The 22,889-nt window shown below is 39.5% G+C and carries 13 protein-coding genes; 10 read left to right on the forward strand and 3 right to left on the reverse strand.

From position 1 onward, the window contains the following. The first annotated feature begins 5 nt into the window (after positions 1–5). From AC106S_RS12015 to AC106S_RS12060, 10 genes are read left to right on the forward strand one after another with little or no spacing between them, the layout of a single operon-like run. Positions 6–1,676: a phage baseplate assembly protein V gene (locus tag AC106S_RS12015; RefSeq protein ID WP_482439350.1), complete on the forward strand. Its 1,671-nt coding sequence runs from the start codon at positions 6–8 to the stop codon at positions 1,674–1,676. Position 1,677: 1 nt separating this feature from the next. Then, complete coding sequence (locus tag AC106S_RS12020; RefSeq protein ID WP_482439351.1) at positions 1,678–1,968, forward strand: PAAR domain-containing protein; 291 nt, start codon at positions 1,678–1,680, stop codon at positions 1,966–1,968. A 10-nt stretch (positions 1,969–1,978) separates the two neighbouring features. Next, complete coding sequence (locus AC106S_RS12025) at positions 1,979–2,395, forward strand: GPW/gp25 family protein (protein ID WP_482439352.1); 417 nt, start codon at positions 1,979–1,981, stop codon at positions 2,393–2,395. Between the two features lie 4 nt (positions 2,396–2,399). Next, positions 2,400–5,717, forward strand: a complete 3,318-nt coding sequence (locus tag AC106S_RS12030) for a hypothetical protein (RefSeq protein WP_482439353.1) — start codon at positions 2,400–2,402, stop codon at positions 5,715–5,717. Between the two features lie 2 nt (positions 5,718–5,719). Further along, positions 5,720–8,779 carry a hypothetical protein gene (locus AC106S_RS12035; protein WP_482439354.1) on the forward strand — a complete coding sequence of 1,020 codons (3,060 nt, stop codon included), beginning with the start codon at positions 5,720–5,722 and terminating at the stop codon, positions 8,777–8,779. 11 nt (positions 8,780–8,790) lie between these two features. Next, positions 8,791–11,769: a hypothetical protein gene (locus AC106S_RS12040; protein WP_482439356.1), complete on the forward strand. Its 2,979-nt coding sequence runs from the start codon at positions 8,791–8,793 to the stop codon at positions 11,767–11,769. 24 nt (positions 11,770–11,793) lie between these two features. Next, positions 11,794–12,348 (forward strand): hypothetical protein, encoded by a 555-nt coding sequence (locus tag AC106S_RS12045; RefSeq protein ID WP_482439357.1) that lies wholly within the window; start codon positions 11,794–11,796, stop codon positions 12,346–12,348. 3 nt (positions 12,349–12,351) lie between these two features. Further along, positions 12,352–13,797 carry a contractile injection system tape measure protein gene (locus AC106S_RS12050; protein ID WP_482439358.1) on the forward strand — a complete coding sequence of 482 codons (1,446 nt, stop codon included), beginning with the start codon at positions 12,352–12,354 and terminating at the stop codon, positions 13,795–13,797. A gap of 52 nt (positions 13,798–13,849) precedes the next feature. Continuing rightward, complete coding sequence (locus tag AC106S_RS12055) at positions 13,850–17,005, forward strand: eCIS core domain-containing protein (RefSeq protein ID WP_482439360.1); 3,156 nt, start codon at positions 13,850–13,852, stop codon at positions 17,003–17,005. Between the two features lie 52 nt (positions 17,006–17,057). After that, entirely contained in the window at positions 17,058–18,338 is a 1,281-nt protein-coding gene (locus AC106S_RS12060) for an ATP-binding protein (RefSeq protein WP_482439361.1), read from the forward strand. A gap of 73 nt (positions 18,339–18,411) precedes the next feature. Here AC106S_RS12060 and AC106S_RS12065 read toward each other — a convergent pair whose 3' ends face one another. The 3 genes from AC106S_RS12065 to pheA all read right to left on the reverse strand — a co-directional run bounded on the left by AC106S_RS12065 (position 18,412) and on the right by pheA (position 22,716). Continuing rightward, the gene (locus AC106S_RS12065) at positions 18,412–20,622 is read right to left on the reverse strand and encodes a DUF2339 domain-containing protein (RefSeq protein ID WP_482439362.1); all 2,211 of its coding nucleotides are present in this window, start codon (positions 20,620–20,622) and stop codon (positions 18,412–18,414) included. Positions 20,623–20,735: 113 nt separating this feature from the next. Beyond that, positions 20,736–21,446, reverse strand: a complete 711-nt coding sequence (locus tag AC106S_RS12070) for a hypothetical protein (protein ID WP_482439363.1) — start codon at positions 21,444–21,446, stop codon at positions 20,736–20,738. A 421-nt stretch (positions 21,447–21,867) separates the two neighbouring features. Continuing rightward, positions 21,868–22,716: a prephenate dehydratase gene (gene pheA, locus AC106S_RS12075; protein WP_482439364.1), complete on the reverse strand. Its 849-nt coding sequence runs from the start codon at positions 22,714–22,716 to the stop codon at positions 21,868–21,870. Positions 22,717–22,889 lie beyond the last annotated feature (173 nt).

Below are 22,889 nucleotides of genomic sequence, written 5' to 3' on the forward strand. Positions count from 1 at the left end.
ATGATATGCCAGTTCAACCTTACATACCGACTGATGATCTGCTGAAACTGGAATTGCTAACAGATGAAAAAAATAATGGCCTTGACACATTGTTGAAAGAAGCACAGGTAACCTTTGAACTGAATAAAATCCCTTTTGCCAAATTTACTTTTATAGCTTCAAATCCTGATGTAGATGCTCAGGCAGAATTAGCCGCAGATCAGCTTAAAAAAGGACAGAAAATAGAAGTGAAAATAACGGTTAACAAAAAACCGGAAACCCTCTTCAAAGGATTTATCAAATCTGTTGAAAGAAGAATCAGTGAAAGCGGAACTACGGTGAAATTAGAATGTAAGGACGAAGCTTATCAGCTGACTGAGCCTTCTGAAAAACCCGATAACAGTACGGAAACTTTCAAAACAAAATTAGATGAATTTTTAAGCCAGGCCAATGTAGCCAATAAACTCCAGTCAAAAGGAGAAAGCTGGGAAAATGAAAAAATTACCCGTAATCTGCATAGCCTTCCGTGGGATTATCTTGTAGGATTTTTAGACTCAGTCGGCATGATGGTGAAGGTGAGAAACGGCGAATTTCATGCTTTGGATATTTTAGAATCTGCTCCCGGAGAAAAATACAGCGCAGAAAACGGAATCAATATATTCTCATTGTCGTGCAGGGAAGATGAATCTAAAAAACTGAGCAAAGTTTCAATCGGATATTGGGATCTTTCTTCCCGGGTCATGAAAAAAATCGAAAAAGAACAGGAGGCTGAAAAAAATATAAAGACCCTTACCCTTAACGAAAGCCGTCTTTTAACCGGCACAGTGACAAGAGTGGCAGATACATTTCTTAAAAAAAGCAGCCATACGGTAATTCAGGGGGAGCTTTTAACCTTCGGAAACCTGGAAGCCAAAGCAGGGGATTTCCTGAGTCTTAATAAAGTGAATAAAGAAATAGACAAAAAGAAACTGCTGATCAGGAAAGAACATCACATCTTTGAAAATGGCAGCTGGAAAACCGAATATACTTTCGGAACAGAAACAGAGCAGTCTTTTATTGAAACGAATTTCCCCTCCGTTCCGGCTCAACAGGCACAAACCGGGCAGGCCAACTCAGTAAGCGGATTACAGATCGGCGTTGTGACCCAGATTGAAGAAGATCCGGATAAGCAATTCAGAATAAAGGTGAGAATACCAACGCTTTCCGAAAAAGGAGAGGGGGTCTGGGCAAGATTAGCAAATGTTTTTTCGGGAAACAAAATGGGAAGTTTTTTTATTCCCGATGTGAATGATGAAGTTATCGTAGGATGTCTGGGAGATAATCCGGATACTCCTGTGATTCTGGGAAGTCTTTACAGCCCAGAAATTGAAATGCCGTTTCCCGTTCAGAAAGAAAACTATATAAAAGGTCTGGTTACCAAAGAAGGGACGACCATACAGCTGGATGATGATAAAAAATCGATCGAGCTCAGTACAAAAAAAGGAAACAAACTTCTGATCAGCGATGATAAAAAAGGCTTTGTAATGGAAGACCAGAATGGAAATAAGATCCTGATGAATGCCGACGGAATCACATTAGACAGCAGCAAAGACATTATTCTTAAAGCAAAAAAGGATTTCAAAACGGATTCAGCAAAAGCAGCGCTTTCTGCGTCTGCCGAAATAGAGGTAAAAGGAGGAATCATAAAACTCAATTAATATGCCCGCAGCAGCAAGAACAGGTGACATGCATGTATGTCCCATGACCACAGGAACGGTACCCCATATTGGAGGGCCAGCTTTACCGGGAGCAAACGCTACCGTATTAATCGGAGGAATGCCCGCTTCGGTAGTAGGAGACCGATGTGTCTGTACAGGACCGCCCGATACCATCGTAAAAGGTTCGGCAACCGTGCTTATTGGAGGTGTTCCCGCCGCAAGAATGGGAGATTCTACCGCACATGGAGGAACCATTGTTTTAGGCTGTCCGACAGTAATTATAGGAGATTAAAAAAATAACCATGAAAACAGATGACTTTTTAGGAAAAGGATGGGGATTTCCTCCGGATTTTAATGCGCTCACAGGAACAGTTGAAACGGTTTCCGGTGAAAAAGATATACAGGAAAGCCTGCATATTCTGCTGAGTACACAGCTTACGGAAAGAATAATGCGGTCCGACTTTGGCTGCGATCTCACGCCGCTTCTGTTTGAAAATGTAACCGTCACACTCCTCACAAAAATTAAAGGCATTATTGAACATGCCATTCTGAAATATGAGCCGAGAATAGATCTGAATGATATTTATTTTGGTTCAGAAACCAATGCCACGCAGGGAATCATCAGGATTGAAGTGGAATACACCATCCGTGCTACCAATTCAAGGCTTAATTACGTGTTCCCGTACTATCTGGAAGAAGGAACTTTTATAAAAATCTGATGTCATGGAAAACTGTTCTTCAAAAATATCAATACACCGGGGAATGGGAACCACCCGGAATGCAAGGTCTTTAACAGCCTTACAACCCTCTTATTTTCTTTTGGACGAAAGAGAAGAAATAGACTATGTGGTACTGGCTCAGAAAATGTCTCATTACCTCAGATATTTCAATGAGTCCGGTTCCCCGAACGGACAGGGAGACTGGTCGCCGTTTTTTGCTCTGGAATCTACCGCGGTTTTAGCACAGATATTCAAATGGAATATAGAAGATTACGAGAAAAAATATGAGAGTGAGAAACAATCCATTGCATTAATCAACGATAATGAAGAACAGAAAAAACGGATTCTGAACGTTTTTGAAAAAATTCAGGATGATTTTATCCGGCTTACCGGTAAAGTAAACAGGATAGATGACCGTATCTCAATAAAAGAATTTTTAGTAAGCTCTGCCATAAATATTGAAAATCAGCTGAGTGAAATCCTTGCAAGAATTACAAAAGCAGATTCAATAGCTACCTTCCTGCAGGGTTATCAGGTTGATAAAAATATTCAGCAGCTTTTCGGCTTGCTGATGTACTGGAAAAACAGTACCGGAGAAGCATTTGCCCGGCAATTGGAAAGCTATCCTTCCCATACGCCTCATTATGCTTTATTTCTGGCTTTTTTAAAACTTCTGGGCATTGCAAAAAACCACCTGAATGATTTTACCAAAAGACATCTGGACTTCTATTACAAAGATATCTTACAGCTGCTTCCAGAGAAGGCACAGCCCGATTTTGTTCATTTACTGATAGAGCCTGCCGCCGGTAAAGAGGCTTTTCTCTTACCGAAGAATACCATTTTTTCAGCAGGGAAAAATTCACAAGGGAACAATAAATTTTATGCTTCCACTGCAGACCAGGTGATCAATTCTGTGAAAATTAAATCTTTCCTAAGCCATCATATTGTTCAGAATATCTGGAAAAAGACAGATCTGCTTCCTTTAAGTGCAGCTAACGGACCTTTCTCAGCTTTTCCGTCTTCCTCAGAAAATACCGAAACCGGCCTCCTTCTGGCAAGCCCTTTATTCTATATGAAAGGCGGAACAAGAACCATTACTTTAAAATTTAATCCTCATGTTTTAGATCCCAATTCATTTGACTTCAGGATCACCGGAGAAAAAAAATGGATAGAAATTACTGAGGAAAATAAAGAGTTAACCCAGGATAAATACATTAAACTTACCATTCCTGCATCTGAAAAAGCGATTGTTCCTTTTAATAAAGAAATCCATACAGGAGAAGCTTTGGCCACCCTGCACCCGGTTCTGAAAATAATTCCTAAAAACAATACCGGGAAAATTGACTGTACAACCCTTGAAATAGGAATCAGTGTAAGCGGGCTTAAAAACCTGATCGTTGCCACCGATACAGGAGTGATAGACATCAATAAACCCTTCAGACCTTTTGGCGATTTTCCCAAAAACGGGAACGGCTTCATTATAGGCTGTAACGAATTTTTCCTAAAAAAAGGAGCTGTTGCTCAGTTTTCAATAGAATCGGAGGCACTGTCGTCTGCCTGGTCTATGGGAACTGTTAATTATACTTTATTCAATTCAAATCTGCTTAACGCTAACACCAATATCCAGACTTTTAATAAAATATCGGCCATTCAGCCGCCGGCGGAAACCAATATGCAGGCATCATTTAACTATTCAGTTTTTCAGGTAGCTGATTGGGTTGAACATACGCATATACCGCTAGTCCATCATTCTAAATTACTGGTGATGAAGAATGGCCGGTTTGTTAAAAGTGATCAGGGGACCTTCAATTCTACCTATATCAATAACAGCCCTGTAAGTGAATATTCAGAAGATGTAGTTCCTGATAAAGAAAGTACTTCAGGATATATACGAATTCAGCTTGAGGATACTAAATATAAAGGTGAAAAATTTCTTCAGGATTATATAGCAGCAGCGAAACTGCCTAATCCGGTTTTGCCGGAAGTGCCTGTTATTCAGTCGCTGGTTATGAATTATTCAGTTACTGAAAAATATACTTTCAGCCCTTCGGATGATCATCTTAATATATTGGAATATTATCACCTTTTACCTTTCGGCTATGAGAAATTAAACCCGAAATCCTCCTTATCCTTCATCCCGGATTTACCGGATCAGGGAGAAATCTATATAGGATTTGAAAATGCACAGCCCGGAAGCGGATTGAGCCTGCTTTTTCAAATGGCAGAAGGAACGGCTAACCCCAGGAAAAAACCCGCCGGAATATCCTGGGCATACCTTTCAGAAAATCAGTGGAAACCAATAGATTCATACGGTATAGGAGATGAGACCCTCGGCCTTTTGCAATCCGGAATTATCAATCTTACCGTTCCTGAGTTTGACAGTACAAAAACCGTTGTTTTACCCGGTCATCTTTTCTGGCTGCGGATTTCAGTGAGTGAATCAGACAGAATCTGTCATTTTGCAGGCATACACGAACAAGCCTTAAAAGCCGTTTTATCTGATTTTGAAAATAAGGAAAGCGGTTTTCTTGAAATAACCCCGGGAGAAACCATTTCAAAACTCTATCAGCCTGATTCTTCCGTGAAAAAAGTAAAACAGCCGTATCCTTCTTTTGGAGGGAAAAGGCAGGAAGAAGACAGCCGGCTCTATCAACGAAGCAGTGAAAGGCTGCGGCATAAGCAGAGGTCTATTACTTCCTGGGATTACGAAAGACTTATTTTACAGGAATTTCCGGAAGTGTACAGAGTAAAATGCCTGAATCATTACCGGTATGACTCCAAAAGTGTTTCCAATGTTTCTGCGGGATATGTAACCCTGATTCCCGTTGCCCAATCGCCCGGTTCATCCACCGTCCGGGAATGGAAACCTCTACTGAGCCTAAGCACTTTGCAGCGCATTAAAAACAGGATCACAGAACTGTGTTCACCTCATGTGCGGTTATCCGTAAAGCCTCCAGTGTTAGAAAAAATACAGATCAGCTGTAACGTAAAATACAAAGATATTCCGGGGGCAGATACCCGTTTGTATGCCAAAATGCTGGCAGAAACAGTTAACCGCTATATCAGTCCGTGGGCGTACAGCGATCCTGATATAGATTTTGCAAAGAAAATAGAACTCTCCTCACTGATTCAGCTGATTGATAACCAGTCTTTCGTAGATTATATTGTTGATTTCAGGGTCGATCAGCTAATTCTGGATGATCAGGAAAATACAGTGGTAAAAAGACTCGCAGAGGTAAAGGAAATTGTTCCTCAGACAGACTACACTTTGTTCATCCCGAATGACTCCCATGAAATTAAAGAACTCCAAAAGAACTGCTAACCATGAATCCGGAATACTACATACCGTCGGAAAGACTGCTGAAACCTTCACAGGATTATGATTTTCTGCGAAAAGAAGGTTTAAAACACATCGAAAAGCTGGGAAATACTTTCTGGACAGATTATAATGCACATGATCCGGGAATTACCATTCTGGAAGTTCTCTCCTATGTGATCACAGAATTAGGATACAGAACAGATTTTGAAATGAAAGATCTTCTGACAGGCCCCGATGGGCAAATCCTGAACGGAACATTTTTTACCGCAAGAGAAATAATGACCAATGCGGCATTAACAGAACCGGATTACAGAAAACTCCTGATTGACATTGAAGGGGTTGCCAATGCCTGGTGCCTGGCTTCCCGGAAAGAAACCGATGCATGGGGATATCATCTGCCTCATCCGGCTGAAAAGAAATTATACATCAATATTTTAGAAGACAAATTAAGCCTTGAACCGAAGGATAAAAATAATAAATCGCTGGAGCAGCTGTCCGTAAGAGGTCTAAATAAAATCATAGTGGAGCTGGATGAAGATCTGGTTCTCGGAGACCTCAATACCACAGAGCTTAAGTTTGCATTTTTAAGTTCTTCACGATGGGTACAGATGAACATTACCCCCGATTTTTCTTCATGGAACGATCCTAAAGCACTTCTTTTGGGTAAAATGGATAAACCCTTCAAAATAAAAAATAAAAAAACAGAGGTAAAAAATAATACCGTAGTGATTACAGTTGAAAGGACAACCCAGGTCAATGACATTTTAAAATTTACCATAGAACCTTTTGATCTGAACGAACTTCAGTTAATTAAAGACCATTTCAGTACAGAAAAACCAATTTGTGAGTTCATTACTTCCCTGAAAGACAAGAAAATAAAATTTGATAAAATTTTTAGAAACATTCAGCAGAAGATCCATCAGAACCGGAATCTTACAGAAGATTTCCTGTGTGTTGAAACCATCAAAAGTGTTGAAATAAGTTTCTGCGTTGATGTGGAACTGGAAGCCGAAACGAATGCCGTAGAAACAATGGCTCAGATTCAGATGGCGATTGAGAAGATCCTTAACCCGCCGGTTCGTTTTTATACGCTTTCACAATTAATGGAGCAGGGGGTACCGTCTACCGGAATCTTTTTGGGTCCCAAATTAAAACATGGTTTTCTTAATGATGATGAACTCAGGAAAGCGCAGCTTCCGGGAAGTATTCATGCTTCAGATATTATTGCCGCTATTATGGAAATCAAAGGGGTAGCCTCCGTGGAAAACCTTCTGATGACGGCTTACAATTCTTTGGGACAGCCTATTGCCGGAAGTATGAACCAAAAATGGTGTCTTCATCTGTCCGGAGAAGAAAAACCTTTATTTTCTGCCGGAAAATCAAAAATACTGCTGTTTCAGAAAAATATTCCCTTTCTCTTATCCGAAAACAGCCAGATGATGGTTGATCAGAAAGTACAGCAGATGAAAGCCCAGATCAGAAATTACAAACTCTATTCTGTTCAGAGTGATTTGCCTGTACCCAAAGGACAGTTTTATCAGTTGGATGAGTATTACAGCATTCAGGAAGAATTTCCGGTGAATTACGGCCTGGGAGCTAACGGGATCTCAGACAAAGCTCCTGAAAAAAGAAAAGCTCAGGTGAAACAGCTGAAAGCATACCTTCACTTTTACGATCAGCTGCTGGCAGATTTTTTCAGTCAGCTGTATCAGGCGAAGAACATTTTAGGGACAGATCCGGTTTCCTATACCTATTTCCCGAATTATCTGGATAAAAACCCGAAAACAGGAAAAGATTTTTATTCAAAAGAAGTGTACAGAACTGATTTTAAAAACGCTTTATTAAACGGAGAATCGGAGTTTGATGTTTCCCTTGAAGAATCACAATCTGTCTTTAATGACAGACGGAACCGGGCGTTAGATCATCTGATGGCGCGCTTCAGCGAAAGCTTTAATGAGTATGTCTTTATGATGTACAAAGTAAGTCAGGAGTCAGGAGAAATGTCTTTTCAGCCCCATGACCTGATCCGTGATAAAGAATCATTTTTAAAAAACTATGCAGAAATAAGCGCTCAAAGAGGGCTGGGAATCGATTATCTGAATGCGGAAATTCATAATGATAAATTTGAATATCATGATTTTTGGAAAGACGGTCACAGGGGAGGTTACGAAAAAAGAACCGCAAAACTGCTGGGAATTAATCATATCGGATTAAGGGATATTGCTACGGAAGATGAGGTTCAGGCCCAATGGACACTGCCTGTGAAAATTGATCAGAAGTCAGTGGTCTGCGAAATTGTTAAACCTTCGGCAGATTTAGAAGAAAAATGGAAATGGACACAGCAGAATTTACTGAACACAGAGGTTTATTTCATTGATAAACGAACGTATACGGTTACGAATACAATCACCAAAAAGAAAGAAAAAGAAGACCGCTTTTTTATCTATTTAGGTAATGATCCTAAAAAAATAGCGACCCTGGATAAAACCTTCAAAAGCTATGATGAAGCCTCGGAATTTTTATACAAACTGATCCAGGCTCTGAATGAAGCCTATGAAAATTTCTACTGCCTGGAGCATATTTTACTCAGACCTTTTCCGTCATTTAATCATGACGAAGAAGATTTATTGTCTGTCTGTCTGAAAGACGACTGTAAAGACGAAGCTAATAACGATCCCTATTCCTTCAAAGCAACCATCGTTTTACCGGGATATTTGTCGAGATTTAAAAATATGACCTTCAGAAGATATGCAGAGCAGATTTTTCGCCAGGAAGCTCCGGCTCATGTTTTATTGAAAATCTGCTGGGTAGGATATGAGGATATGCTGAACTTCCAGAAAGCGTATAAGAACTGGATAGAAAATTACAGACATTTCAGGCTTAAATACTGCAATAAAACCTTACTTAAAAAAGACTTTTTCATTTTTAGCCGGCATCATAAAGAGCTGATAAAAAGACTCAGTGAGCTCAACACCATTTATCCCGAAGGAAATCTATATGACTGCAAGCTCAGCGAAACTACCAACCCGATCGTATTAGGTAACACCTCATTAGGAACTCTTTAAAATTTATTATCATGAAAACTCAAAATCCTTCCAAATATCCTGTTTTTGAAGCCGATCAGGTTTTAAGCCAGAAACATCTGAACCGTGCCATAAGTTACCTTGAAGAACAAGACCGGCTGACCCGGGTCGGAGGTATTGGCATCGGCATTGTCTGCGGGTTGGAGATTTCTCTGCCACAGCCCGGTGAGATCACCATAAGCTGCGGTACAGCCATTACTTCACTGGGATATCAGATCAGTTGGGAAGAAAAAACCTTCAGCTACTATCATCCCATAGAATTATCCGCTGATTTTTTAGCCCCGAAATTCAAGGATGGAGAATATCTGGATCTTACCTTACCTCTGGCTCAGAAATACGAACCGTTGAAAAATTCCATAGAGCTTTTACCTGCCAATACACTGGAAACAGACAGAATAGCCATTCCGGATCAGTTCTTTAAAGATAAAATAGTTATTCTCCTTCTGGAAACTTCCCTGATTGACGAGAAGAACTGTGTGACGACCAACTGTGACGATAAGGGGAAAAGAATAGAATTTAAAATAAGACCATTACTGATTTCAGTGAATCAGTTAAACGCTTATCTGTTTCCGGAATATCCGGGAGCTGGGAATCTGGAGAAAATTTTACTGCCGAGATATAATGTTCCTTATAGCCCGCTGGTAACAGGTTCCGATGTTCTGAATGAGTTTAAAAAGAATCTGGGAGACTCTGTAATCAGCAATATTTCAGATAAAATAGCTCTGGCTTACAGAAAATACCAGTCCATCATCGGCAATACCGTTGATTTCAATATCCTTAATAACCCCAAAACGGCTCTGGAGACGATTGCCAATACCCATAAAAACAGCATCAACGTACAGTATCTATGGGATTGGATATCAGATATCGCTGCAGCCTACAACGAAATCGCAGCACTGAATGAGCAGAATCCTTCCCTGTGCTGTGTAGATGAGAACCTGTTTCCTTTCCATGTTGTATTAGGACAGGTGGATAGTAACGGTCTGAATTACAGGACCCCGTTTTTCTCAACCCAAAATACATCTTTAAAAAATAACCGGAAGAAAAAAGAGCTGTCTCTGTTGTTTGAGAGACTGGTTCATCTCATCAGATTCTGGAAAATACAGAACAATGGCATCAAAGTGACGCCTTCTGTTTACGGAGATATTCCGCTTTCTAAAAAATCAATTCCTTATTATTATGACCATATTTTAGAGCTCAACAAAAAATGGGATCCGGAAAAAACGGTTAAAAATAAAAATAATGAAATTCTTTCCTATCATTCGGAAACAGCCGGTTATACCGATTCGGATATCGTGAAAAAACCATTGCTTTATGATCTTGAAAAATTTAATTTTTTCAATATTGAAGGGCATCTGGGCCGAAAATATACAGACGTGGCAGAAGAGCTGAATATTCTGAAGAACAGCTATAACCTTCCTTTTAAAATTACCGCTTTAAATGCCGTTGATTTTACAGGAAAAGTATTGGATATCTCGAAATTCGAAGGAAGATGGGACGATCTGGAAACCGATTATGATCTGGCCAGAAAAAGACTGTACAACATCACAGAGTTTGTCGTAAAATGGATTACCAATAATAAAATAACTCTTGTACAGCAGAATCTGCTGGGCGCAGAAAGCATAGATAACCTGAAAAACATTCTAAGCCAGATCAAAAACCTGCTGCCGAATGATTTAAAAGACTTTCTGCCTAATTTTGTCAGCTTTAATCAGGTTTTCAAACAGCTGAATCAGACTTTCCTTATCCACAGATGGTGTATTCAGTTTACAAAACCTACCTTAACAACGATTGCCGAAGATCTTATCGACAGATTTGATGATATCAACGAACTTTTTTTAGAAGATCCGTTTGCGGTAATCTATGAGGAAGCCCAGATACGCTGGCAGAAGATTTATAAAGATCTTTTCTTTTCAACCTTCATTCAGAAGCATCCCGGAATAGAGCACAAAGCCGGCGTTACCAAAGGAGGAACTTTTATTCTGGTCTATGTAGATTCTACCATCTTTAAACCGGTAAAGCCAGTTCTGCCTTACACACAGCTGCTGACTTTGCTCACTGGTTATCAGGAGAATTTTACCCAGGTTCCGCTAAGTATAAAACAGGAAATTGAATCCAGTATCAACTTTAAAGATTATACGACCCAAATCATCACTCCACCCATAGAAGAACTGGATAAATGCAAACAGGAAACCGAAAATATCAAAGCCAATATCCTGAAAATGGCGGATCTTAACATGTCTCCGGCCTACACCAAAGAGATGAAGACTTATTTATTGAAAAATCTGACTTATGCCATACAGTTTCCGGTGACATCACCGGCAGATATTCCCAATCAGCAGCTGGTGATTGCAGATTTTTTCCTTCCGTATCTCTGCTGTGGAGAAGGCAGCACCATTGAGCTGAAAATTGAAAAAACCGAACCCTTATCTATTGCGTTGAAGACATTACAATACTGCAATACAGACGATAAAGAATATGAAATTGCCATAAAAGGAAAATCCGGCGGAACTTTTTCAGGTACCGCAAAAGGAGCGGTAGTTCAGAAAAGTGATAAATATTTTTTAAAGCCTGGTCACACTTCCATCAAAAAAGAAGGAAAATATACTTTACAATATGAAAGTGAAGGTGAACTGAGCAATACGTTAGAAATTGAAATTTCTGAACCTAAAAATATATCCAACTGGAGTGCCGTAAGAAATCCTCAGAATGCAGCCGCTTTTGAACTGATCAATGCAGATCAGCAGGATAAGAAAGAGTATGAAATTGATTTTGGAGACCGATCAGAAAAAATAACGACCGATAAAAAAGTAGTGGCACACACTTTCCCATTCAACGAAAAAGTGAAAATGTTTACCATAACTATTAAACAGCTGGGCGGAATCTGCCCAAATACACAGCAAATCATCGTGAAAATAGGGGATTTTAATTATCCTGATTTTAATGATAAAGATTTTGATACCCAACAATAATAATCACAACTAAAAACAAAGATCATGGCAACAAGAGCACAGGTAGAAGCAAAAATAGCGGGAATTAGTGACGGGGGAAATAATACCGCAGCAGAAGTACGGGCTGTACTTACTGATTTACTGGATTATACGGAAAATACAGATACAGGCGGAGGACAGCTGCCTCTGTTTGAGTTCTGGGAAAAAACATCTGTTCAGGAGGATAAGAACAACGGACTCTTGTGGTATTCATTCCGGGGAATTGAAAGAACGTCTGTAAATTTTACTTTCAGACTGATTATTAAAGAAGCAAATGCTACAAATTTCAGGTTTAAACTGGATCCTGAAATCTACGAAACGCTGAATGTTTTTTTTCAGCAATACGACAATGCAATGATGTCTTTTGTGGTAGCTGTAACAGATGCGGGAAAGAAACTGAACAGGGTCTGGATGATGAGCTTTATGCTTAGAGAAGACGGGATTTTGAGGATAGCGTTGAAAAAAGAAACCGGGAGTACCAATGATACCATAAGATTGGACGACGAAGTTTTTACCTCTATCCAGTTCCATTGTCCTCCGTTTGATTTTGATAGGAAATAAATCATGAACCTTCTCCGGAAACATACTATCGATATTCAATGCAGCTCTTTATCATTAGGAAAAGAGGTTCAAAATATGGTATCTGATGTATTGGAGAAAGATTTTTATCCGAAACTGGAGCTTATTCTAGACCGGTATTCAATAGAAAATTACGAATGGGAAATAGAAAAACTATCAGTAGATCTTCCGGAAATTTCCCCAAAGAACTGGAAAAAGGAATTTGTAGATCAGGCTTTATATCAGATTGAAGAATATCTGAAAGATCATTTCCCCGTTCTGGGGCTGAACATAGCCGGGGAAAAATCAGAAAACTCCGGCTGGGAACCACAGGGGAAATATGCGGAGACTTTATTTTTTGAGTATTTAAAAACAGGAATGATCAGAGAAAATTCATATTCGGAAAATATAGATGAAATCGTTGAGACAGTTGAAATTTCCAAAGAATTTATTGAAAAAATGATTGGGCTTTTCTTTGACAACAGAAATACGATCATCAGGTATTATTTTAATACGAAAGATTCCTTTAAACAGAGAATAAGCACTGAAGTTTCAAAGTATTCAATCACTGAGTCTTTAATCATCTTCTTTAGCTCACAGCTGAAGTGTTCCTCGGTAGAAGAACTGGAGTCCTGGATTGAAAACTCTGAATTATTTTCGGAAACCCCGGAGAAAAAAGACTTTCCATCCAATGAACCGAAAATTGGGATTCCTGGCAGTCATGAAAAATCAGATAAAAGTAATCTGGTAGAAAATAAAGAAGAAGAACATACTGACAGGCAGCATAAAAAACCACTCAATAAAGAACTGAAAAAAGACCAGAGTAAAAACAGGAATTCCGATAAACAGAAAAGTACTGCTAATGTTGATAAGGAAGATCAGGCAGTTGTTCGTGATGCTTTAATTAATAAAGAATCAGGAACCGTTAAATTGGTTTTGCCGTCTTCCGGCATCTATATAGACAATGCCGGGCTGGTAATTTTACATCCGTTTCTTCCTAATCTTTTTCAAAAACTGAATTTGTGTAAAGATGATGTGTGGAAGAATAAGCAAAGCCAGCATAAAGCGATTTTATTAACCCAATATTTAGTTACGGGGCAGGAAATTTTCTTTGAAAATGAATTGGTTTTAAACAAACTGATGTGCGGTTTTCCCATAGAAAGTGTGATCAATACAAAACAAAAAATCAGCAGGAAAGAGAAAGAAACCTGTAAAGACTTATTAATTGCAGTTATCGAACATTGGAATGTGCTGAAAGGAACATCAGCCGAAGCGCTCAGGGAAACCTTTCTGCAGAGGGCCGGAAAGCTGTCGGTATCAGAAACTCGTTCTTCAGAACTTTGGGTAGAAGAAAAAGGAGTGGATATTTTACTGGAAAGCCTGCCGTGGGGAACAGGAATGATCCGTACCCCCTGGATGGAAGAATTTCTGATGGTTTACTGGAATTCCTGACCGGCAGAGAAATTAGCATGAGAAAACCAAAATAACCTGAAAATCAATTGAGATGGAACAAGCTGAAAAACAAAAACAAACCGGCCCGAAAACTCAGAACAGTAAGAAAAATTCTTTTTTTGCCAAGAAGAGTTCCCCTTTAAAAGTTGCTTCCAAAAATGACCCTAAAGAAAAAGAAGCGGATTCAGTTTTGAATTCACTGGAAAAAAATAATTCTCACTTGTTTTCATCCGGTAATTCGGGCAGGATCAACAGGAAGATCAAAGACGAAACCAAAGATGAGAATGATGATTTTGATGCTCCCGAGCTGGTGGAAGACGTTTTGCAGGAATCGGGCAGCAGTTTACCCGATGCGGCTGTACATTATGTCGGGCGGTATTTTTCTTATCATTGGTCAGATATAAAAATCCATACAGACAGAAAAGCGAATATAGCAGCAGAAAGCATCAATGCAAGAGCATTTACCTATAAAAATCATATTGTTTTTAATGCCGGTGAATTTAATATGAATACTGTGGAGGGAAAGAAAATCCTTCTCCATGAAATCATCCATATCATCCAGAATCATTCGGCAAACAATAAAATCTACCGGTATACCATTGAAAAGAACGAAGACGGAACCGTGAAGGAAACACCGGCGGGAGAGCTGATCACCATCAATGTGACAGACTTTGATCTGCCGAGAGACAAAGGTAATGTAAAAGACAGATACGATGCCTATGTCGGGCAGCTTTTTTCGGTTGTTGATCTGAGCAATGCCAATAATAAAAGAACATTTCATGATACCAGACGTATGGATCTGTTGAATAAATGGAAAACTAAGGTATCGTGGGATAATATAGACACCACCCGGCTTGATAAAGACCAGAAAAAACTGTATTATTCTGTAAAAGCTTCTTTAGATCAGAAAGACATCAGCGATGGAGCCGAAACTTATAAAAAATGGACGAATAACATCGATCATATTATCGAATTACAGCTGGCCGGAAGTGATGGGATAGACAATCTGCAGATCTTACCCGGTGACCCTAACCAGAAATCGGGGCGGGCAATCAATGAGACAATCGGAAAGATCACTGAAGAATTTAAAAGTACTAAACCCGCCAATTATTACAAAACATCAACCCGGCAGCTGAAAGTTAACATTCAGTCTGTGGCTTTTACAGGAACTGCTTTTCCGGAGATCAACGGGATAGAATTTCCTCTGGAAACTAAGCTGCAGGCCCTGAAAGGGAAGAGTGAAATTAAAAAAGGAAAGATACAGTTTAAAGCAGGAGCCAATCCCGCCGATGCAGAAGTAGAAGATGAAAAGCTGAAACAGGATAAATTTGACGAACTGACACCTTCTACGGTCAACAACAGCTTTGCCAGGTTTATTCCCCTGATTCTTATCAAAGATATGGGTAAGAAAGGAAAAGAGTTCAGAAGCAATTTCAACCATCAGATGGGGACCAGGAAACTGCCTATCGAGATGAAGAGCAATTCGGAACTTATTACTTTGAAGGCAGATGCAGAGAATAATTTAAAATTTTCACCCTCCGAGAAAAAGACCAATGCGATTAGCTTTTACTACCCTTATTTAAGTCCCGGTAAAATTACTTCATTAAAAGAAACGAACGGAGAAATTTCCGGTACGGCAAAAATATTTCCTACCGTTAAATTTATCAAAGAACTGGATATTTATTTCTCTAAAGATGAATTTAAAATAGCCAAAGACATCAAAATTACCTCTCCCGTCAAAGGCTTAAAGGTAACGGAATCTAATATTTCATTGAATCTTTTCCCAGACTTTCAGGCTCAGGGAAGCATTTCGTTTGCGGTAGGTAATGAGAAAAAGCCCCTTATGAAAGGAAAAATAGAGGCCGGGGTAGATACCTCAGGATTCTTTGCCAAAGGAGACGGCGAGTTTTTTATTCCCAATGTAGACGAAGCCAAAACAAAAATTGAATATAAAAAAACAGATAACAAATACTCCCTGCTGGCCAGTGTCAATGCAAAAATAACCTCAAAAAACAATAAATTCTTAAAAGGAGGAAATATTGAGGCCACTTACAGGGACGGAAAAGTGGAAGCCACAGGAAATATTGATTTGGATATTCCACGTACTAAAAATACGAATATAAAAGTACAGTATGTCAATAATAACTGGATCATCAAAGGAAAAACAACGATTGCCGTTCCTAAAATAAATGATGTCACCTTAGATATTCTCTATGATTTAAATAAAAACAAACTTACCGGAAGCGGAGAATCAGGCTTTACCTACAAATCATTCAAAGGACATATTAAAATAAAATATGATGACGGAAAAATTTCCGGCGACGGAACACTGGATGTTACCAAAGGAAAAATAAAAGGGAATGCCAAAGTAAAACTAAGCCCGAACGGTAACCTTTCAGGAGAAGGAAATATTACGGTACAGCTGAAAAAAGATATTGAGGGAACAGCCGGAATTATTTTTGATGAAAACGGCAAGTTTACGGTAAAAGGAAAAATCAAAGTCCTGAAACCTTACACTTTGTTTACCGGCAAAAAATTCGAAAAGATATTGTTTAGTCTCACGAAAAGTTTTCCGTTGCCCGGAGTTTCAGCAGGACCTATCGGGATACAGCTGGAAATAAAACTGGTTTCCATGTTCAAAGCAGGAATAGGCCCTGCAGAACTCAGAAACATTGAAGTTGAAGCCCAGTTTAATCCTTTTGAAGATGATAAAAATCCTTCCTTTAAATTTTCCACTACCTTAAATATTGCTGCATTTGCAGAACTGTCAGCTTCCATTCAGGCCAGTATTGTGCTTGATGCCCTTATTGCCAACCTTAAAGGAGGAATAAGAGTAACGGGAATTATGAGACTGAATGCCGGACTGAATACAAAACTGACGGTAGAATACGCCAACGGCGTTTTTGTTGTGAATTCTGATCTGTCTGCACTTTTAGCCCTCCTTTTACTCCTCAATATAGAAGGCGTTGTAGAAGCCAATGTAGCAGGAGGTTATCTTGGCCACTGGGAAAAAAGCTGGTTGCTGAAACAGTTTTCATACGCTCCTCCGGGCCTCAATGTAGGAGTAAGCCTGCCCATCAGATATGCTTCAAATGAACCGTTCAGATATCCGTCTATAAACGACTTTAAGATCATCGAACCTAAGCTGGATCCGGAAAGTATGACCAAAGATACCGTAGGTAAAACAGGAGATGAAAAAAAGAAATAATACTGAATCCTGTATAATAAATGCCGGAAACCCACCAATAAACAATAAAAAAATGCCTTTTGAAATATTTAAATCCTATATTATTCAGCGGCTTCTTTCTTTGGAAGATGCTCAGGAAGAATATGATTTCGGAAACTCATTTTCAGATGTTCTGCAAAGAGAAACAACTCATGAAGAAGCTGTGATTCTGTTAATAGCATTGGTTCCTCATATACTGCCTCATTTTTTTGATGACATCATTAAAGAAGTACATCCCGAAGGAGGTGAATTTCCGGAATTGGGCGGAATACGGCTGGAAAATCACAGAGGAATGCTGCCTACGGGAGAAACCGTACAGTATATTTTAGCCAGTAACGATATTGAACAGCGTTTAAGAATTCAGCGTTTTTTTGAAACTTCTCACTGGTTTTTCAGAGACCGGATCATCACACTGGATTTTGTAAAAGAAGGCGAACCTTTAATGAGCGGAAGACTGATTTTAAAGCCTGAAGCCGTTCATTTATTATTATACGGTGAAAAATTGAAACCTAAATTCAGTCCCGGTTTTCCCGCCAAAGAAGTCTATACCCCGCTGGAATGGGAAGATCTTGTTGTAAATTCCGCCATACAGGATCAGATTCATCAGATGAGGCTTTGGGTAAAGCATTATGAGACCTTACGGGAAAGCTGCGGAATGGGTAAACATCTTCTTCCGGGATACAGAGCTTTATTTTACGGGCCGTCGGGAACAGGAAAGACTCTGACGGCAGCTTTGCTGGGAAAAGAATTCGGCAGGGAAGTATACCGGGTAGATTTGTCGCAGGTCGTTTCAAAATATATCGGCGAAACAGAGAAAAATATGGAAAATATATTTGCCCAGGCAGAAAATAAAAACAGCATTTTAATTTTTGATGAAGCAGATGCACTCTTTGGAAAGCGTACCCAGACCAGGTCTTCCAATGACCGGTATGCCAATCAGGAAGTGAGCTACCTGCTTCAGAGAGTGGAAAGTTTCAACGGGCTGATCATTCTCACCACCAATTTTAAAAATAATATAGATGACGCTTTTCTCAGACGCTTTAACTGCTTGATTCAGTATAGTAAACCTGAGACGGAAGAAAGAGCATTATTATGGAGAAAAATCATCCCTTCAGATATGTCTCTGGAAGATCCGGATATCGTATCTAAAATTGCAGAAAAATATGAATTAACCGGTGCTCAGATTGTTTCTGCCATTACATATGCCTGCCTGCAGGCCCTTGAACAGAATGATTCGGTCCTTAAAAATGGATTCCTCTTAAAAGGAGTTGAAATTGAATTTCAAAAAGTAGAAAAGACATTTAACCTCTTTTAATCCTGCTGGCTACGGAAACCATACTTTTTTAATAGTTGTAAGATCTGAACATAAATAATAACCTGTGATGATTTTATTCTTCCGGGGTTTCATCTTTTTTGTCAACCATATTTTTAATAATGTTTTTCAGGCGCTGGAAAGTAAATGATCCCAAAAGCAGAAGAATTCCAAGAATGATAAAAGCGATGATCCTTGATACATTGTCCATTTCCCAGACATCATGGCCGTAAAGTTTTAAGATCATGATTCCGATAAGGGTAAAACCGATTTTATTGTATCCGGAAATACTTCTTTTCAGTCCTGCATAAATGAAAATGCAGGCAAGAACGGTCCAGATAACCGGAAGGTAAAGCATGCTGAAATGTTCCCCGGCTGCGTGGGAAAGGGATATATCCCGGACGGTCCCTAAAATATAGGAATGGTAAAGATCACAGCTTACTGCAATAACAAGAGCTGCCGAAATTATCCAGTAAGACAGCTGGGTTTTATAGAATCCAGATTCAGGAGCAGCATTCCGGTATATATAAATAAAGGGAATCCAGTGAAGGAACTGAATGATATAGAATCCATAGGTAAGCTTCTTTAACAGAACAGCAGTCACCACTGCCGATGCAGAAAAAGAAGCATGAATACTTAATAAAAAAAGAAACAGATAGATAAGTCCGGTCTGAATATCTTTATGAATATCAAGTTTTTTTCTGAATAACAGTAATACGAAAATATAATAAATGCTGAACAGAAGCCCAGTACCGGTAATGGCAGGCCACACCGTATCAGACATATGATAGATGATTTCCAGAAGAAGAGCAGTGTAGATAATGCCATAACTGGTGAGTGTGAAAATATTTTCGAAAAAGCTGCCGGTCTGTTTGCTGTCCTGATGAGTGCTTTTCAGCAGGAACAGATTGATGATGGTTGAGGTAATAGTGACAAGACTCGTCAGGAACACCGGGTTGAAAACAATACGCATATTGCTGTTGCCGGAATAGGCAGACCATGTTATGATCTGCGCAATAATCACCAAAGGAAACAGAATATAAAAACAGGTTCTGAAAATTCTGTGCCCTGTTTTTTTACAGATGAAAAGCAGTAAAGTTGCTTCTATCGCCCATACACTGGTGATAAGATGTGTTTTGAACTGAATTGCAATCGCCAGAGTAACAAGGCTGATCGTCATTCCGGCAAAAACAGAATAGGCAGTGCCAAAACTTCGTTTTCCGTATTCCCTGAAAAGCAGAAGACCATTTAATACAGCAAAAATAACAGGGAAAATAATGGCTGGTTCGTATTGTAATTCGTCAAAAATATAGATGAGCCCTGTAAGGCTGGAAAAATTAATTAAAACCAGCATCAGCATTCCGGAAACAGTCAGAATATTCTTTTTAAAGTATTCCCGGAGCGCAAAAATGTAAAAAATGATATAACTGATGATATAAAAAACAATACTCAGCAGTTCAGGATGATCTGTGGTCCAGTAGAAGAGATAAAGGCTGGTAAAGAGGTAAGCGGCCCATCCCACACTTTTCCACTGCTTAAGGAAAACCACAGCAAGCATGCCTGCATTCAAAAGACTGAGATACGTAAAAAGGAAAAGATAATTGCTCTGGCCTGTACTGATCATTAAAGGAGCAGAGAAGCCGCCGATCATTGAAAAAATAATTAATACTTCGCTGTTATAGCGATAAGAAAGGAGAATAGACAGAAGAGTAATCACTGAGGTGATGATGAATGCTGTATTCTGGGAAAAGAGATGATATTCCCTGAAAGCAATCGTAGTTGTGAAATACAGAACAGCAATTCCTCCACCCGTAATGATAGAGGCGAAAACAGCATAATTTTTTCGGAGTAAATGCCCGGTAAGCATTATTCCCGCTCCTGCACCCAACCCGATAAGGGTCCTTGCCGTTTCTCCGATCCAGTTTTTATCAATTGCGTATTTTACAAAATAACCGATACCAAGAACAAGGGTGAAAATTCCCAGGATAGCCAGAATGTTTTGCTTTAAAAAATCAAAAACAGGAGCAGTCCGGTCTTTTTCCGGAAGAGAAGGACCATCTTCAGATTTGATTTCTTCCGCTTCAGGGGGAGCAGGAAATCCGTGAATTACGGTCTGCTGTGTTTCCGTGATGACCTGTTGTGGAACTTCAGTGGATGACGGAGGCGTTTTGCCAAGTCTGGCACCCAGCTCACGAACCTCATGCTCCAGCTTCCTGATTCTGGAGTTCAGACTGATAAAGACAGAAATGAAGGCTATAAAGAGGATGATCAGGATTATTTCACTCATTGTTTAGTTTTTATCAGTTATAAAGGTAGTGTTTAAGATCATGATACCAAAAATTAATCCATTGCAGATGATGCAATGGATTAACCGTGTTGAGTGATTAAATTATATGCTGATTAATTTGATACCTTATAGATATAAAAACTGCCGATACTTGTTCCTAACACGTTGGCATTAACGAAACCTGATCCTGTAATACCGAAGGAAACTCTGTCATTGGCCTGGAAGCTGTAAAGAGAGGACACATTAGCTTCAGAAATAGTCAGACTGAGTACAAGCGGAACGGTTATGCCACTGAATGTACGGTTGTCTATAAGAGTGGCAACACCACTTCTTGTTCTTAGGATTCCAATTCCCGGGCCTGTGGTGCCAAGCACTTCAGCCTGCAGGCCGGCTCCGTAACGGAAGGAAAATCCCACCTGATAAACCCCTGTTGAGGGAATGACATAGGAGTAATCCGTATCGGAGAATAAGCTGCCTGTCCCTATGTTTCTTTCTGCAGCTAAGAAATTGATCACTTTGAAATCGGTAGGGAAAAGCTGTAAACTCAGGAGACTGAACCCTGTCGTTTTCTTCGCTGCAAATACGGTGGGGTTTGAGATCGAGTTATAAAGCAGTTGCGGGTCAACTTTGGAGATCTGTGCGCTTCCCTGATTGAGGGCAAGAATGTCGTAACCGGGTAAAGTAGTGGAAGCCGGAATGTCCCGGACTTTTACGGTTCCGTTAACGTCCAGGGTGGCGGTGGGGGTAGCTGTGTTGATCCCAACTTGGGAAAAAGCGCTGATAGCAGTTAACGCTAAAGCGAAGCTGTAAATTTTAGTTTTCATGAGCAAATTTTTTTAATTAGTTTTCATTTTTACATAGACTGAAAAAATGGACTATGTTTTGTGATATATATAACGGTATGCTAAATATACTATTAATTTTCTAAACATATATTGATATATTGTTAAAATTTTACACATAAAACAGTTATTGATTTTTATTGTTTAATTAAATGCCTTGTATCTAAAGGAATATCAGGGCATAGTTGTTAATAACTGGAATAACTTAAAGTGGAATAATTTCATTGTTTTGTGATAAAATACAGTCTGTTTGAGAGAGCAGAGCGCTGTTTTATAGTGAGATAACAATGAAAAAAAGGTCGTATAATTTCCCAAAAACGTTGCCTGGAACCCGGATTTGGACTGATCGCAAAAAAAAACACCGCCAGAAGGCAGTGTTTAAAACAGGTATTATAATATATTTTCAGCTTTCCAGAAGGTATTCTTTATAGCTGCCGAGAAAATCAACTGTGGCATTGATAGATTCAAGCTCCAGAAGAACATTCTCATACAGCACATTATTCCAGCGGCCTTCTACATTAATGAAGAAAAAATAATTGCCAAGCCCGGTTTTCAGAGTTCTGGATTCAATTTTGCTGAGGTTCATTTTTCGCCATGCAAAAACAGAAAGTACCTGATGAAGTCCTCCCGGATGATCCTCGGGAAGATTGATCAGCATGCCGGATTTTTCACCCAGCACCTGAAGACTGTCATTCTGATAACTGTCCTGCTGTTTGGAAATAATGATGAACCGGGTATGATTCTGCTCAAAATCCTGAATATTCCTGTTGATAATTTTCAGACCATATAAATTGGCCGCAAACTGATTGGCCACAGCCGCGATTTTAAGATCTCTGTTCTCCGAAACATATTTCGCAGCCGCAGCCGTTGAAGAAAAATCCTGCCGGGCAACCTCTTTATAATGAGTGTCCAGAAAATGAAAACTTTGTGCAAGAGCCTGTGGATGCGAATGGATCTTTTCTATATCCTCCATTCTGTTCTCGGGGTGGATCATCAGATGGTGGGCAATGGGCATTACAGCTTCTGCTTCAATTTTAATGGAAGGCGTTTTATATAAATAATCCAGTGTCATAGAGACCGTTCCTTCAATAGAATTTTCCAGCGGTACAACAGCTTTTGAAACTTCTCCCTGGTTTACCGCCCTGAAACAGTCCAGGATATTAGCCTGCGGGAATAATTCCTCATCCGGGAAAAGCTGTGTGGCCGCAAGCTGCGTAAAGCTCGCATGAGGCCCCAAAAATGCTATCTTCATAATATAAGGTATAATTAAAAATACGGTGCAAAGGTGCAAATTAATTCAGAATAGTTTTGTATTTAATATTCAAAGTTTGAGATTTGAGGTTTGAGATTTGAGATTTGAGATTTGAGATTTGAAGTTTGAGGTTTGAGATTATCCGGGGGTGGGTGGAGACCTGTTGTGGGGCG

This window comes from Chryseobacterium sp. FR054, from assembly GCF_056844565.1.

Bases quoted from the DNA above. Each gene is read 5' to 3' on its own strand.
- AC106S_RS12015 (WP_482439350.1), top strand. From the start codon at position 6: ATGCCAGTTCAACCTTACATACCGACTGATGATCTGCTGAAACTGGAA.
- AC106S_RS12020 (WP_482439351.1), top strand. From the start codon at position 1,678: ATGCCCGCAGCAGCAAGAACAGGTGACATGCATGTATGTCCCATGACC.
- AC106S_RS12025 (WP_482439352.1), top strand. From the start codon at position 1,979: ATGAAAACAGATGACTTTTTAGGAAAAGGATGGGGATTTCCTCCGGAT.
- AC106S_RS12030 (WP_482439353.1), top strand. From the start codon at position 2,400: ATGGAAAACTGTTCTTCAAAAATATCAATACACCGGGGAATGGGAACC.
- AC106S_RS12035 (WP_482439354.1), top strand. From the start codon at position 5,720: ATGAATCCGGAATACTACATACCGTCGGAAAGACTGCTGAAACCTTCA.
- AC106S_RS12040 (WP_482439356.1), top strand. From the start codon at position 8,791: ATGAAAACTCAAAATCCTTCCAAATATCCTGTTTTTGAAGCCGATCAG.
- AC106S_RS12045 (WP_482439357.1), top strand. From the start codon at position 11,794: ATGGCAACAAGAGCACAGGTAGAAGCAAAAATAGCGGGAATTAGTGAC.
- AC106S_RS12050 (WP_482439358.1), top strand. From the start codon at position 12,352: ATGAACCTTCTCCGGAAACATACTATCGATATTCAATGCAGCTCTTTA.
- AC106S_RS12055 (WP_482439360.1), top strand. From the start codon at position 13,850: ATGGAACAAGCTGAAAAACAAAAACAAACCGGCCCGAAAACTCAGAAC.
- AC106S_RS12060 (WP_482439361.1), top strand. From the start codon at position 17,058: ATGCCTTTTGAAATATTTAAATCCTATATTATTCAGCGGCTTCTTTCT.
- AC106S_RS12065 (WP_482439362.1), bottom strand. From the start codon at position 20,622: ATGAGTGAAATAATCCTGATCATCCTCTTTATAGCCTTCATTTCTGTC.
- AC106S_RS12070 (WP_482439363.1), bottom strand. From the start codon at position 21,446: ATGAAAACTAAAATTTACAGCTTCGCTTTAGCGTTAACTGCTATCAGC.
- pheA (WP_482439364.1), bottom strand. From the start codon at position 22,716: ATGAAGATAGCATTTTTGGGGCCTCATGCGAGCTTTACGCAGCTTGCG.